The sequence below is a fragment of the Komagataeibacter intermedius TF2 genome, assembly GCF_000964425.1.
In the GTDB taxonomy this organism is placed as follows: Bacteria; Pseudomonadota; Alphaproteobacteria; order Acetobacterales; family Acetobacteraceae; genus Komagataeibacter; species Komagataeibacter intermedius.
This window is the reverse complement of sequence record NZ_BANF01000266.1, coordinates 1-702: the sequence shown is the minus strand read 5'-3', so window position 1 is coordinate 702 and position 702 is coordinate 1. Positions and strand designations below refer to the sequence as shown.

Sequence of the window (702 nt, the reverse complement as noted above, 5' to 3'; positions counted from 1 at the left end):
GGGCAGATGGTCGTCCGCTTTCACGATATGGCCGACCAGGACACCCCAGTCGCCACTATTCGTCGCGTTCTTCTCGCAGGACAGCACGGCTTTCAACACGTCGACAGCAGCGCCACGCAGGACCGCCTCGTCCAGCGCCATCTCGCCATCCTGAAACAGTCCGGCGGCGGCCACGAGCCGGCGTGACGGACGGCGCTGCGGGTAGTGCGTGTTGGAATCCCCGTCCACCCGGACATTCTGCGCGTTGAGAGCCGCGATCATCAGCCCGACCAAAACCCATGGATCGGCAGAGCCCCGCATGCCGTCCAATGCGGCATGCAGCGCCTGGGTGCGGAAACTGCCGATCATGTCAAAACCGCGCCCCGAAATATCGGGCCGTTCCCGTGGCCCTTCGGGCAGGGATTCAATGACGGCGGACGGCGTCACGCAACCTGGCGCCTCGCTGCCCGGCAGGACGCACCAGCCCTCGCGAACCTTCAGGCGATGATCAAGCCAGAAGAATTTCATGGCGCCCTCGCGCTGCCAGTAGATCCGCACCATGCCGGGTTCGAAGACCGGGTCGCCGTTCTCATCGCTCTGCAGGATCAGTGCGTCTTCAGGCGTGTTCTGACCCAGCCACTGGCGCTGCGCCTTCTCGTAGGCGAAACCGTCATCGGTGTAACGGCCGTCCTTCCCGGCTTCACCGAACAGATCTTCCTGCCA

At 64.2% G+C, this 702-nt stretch carries 1 pseudogene; it reads right to left on the bottom strand.

Features of this window, described 5'->3' with window-relative positions:
- Nucleotides 1–702: pseudogene (locus B7449_RS16845) on the bottom strand (ParB/RepB/Spo0J family partition protein); the annotation flags it as partial.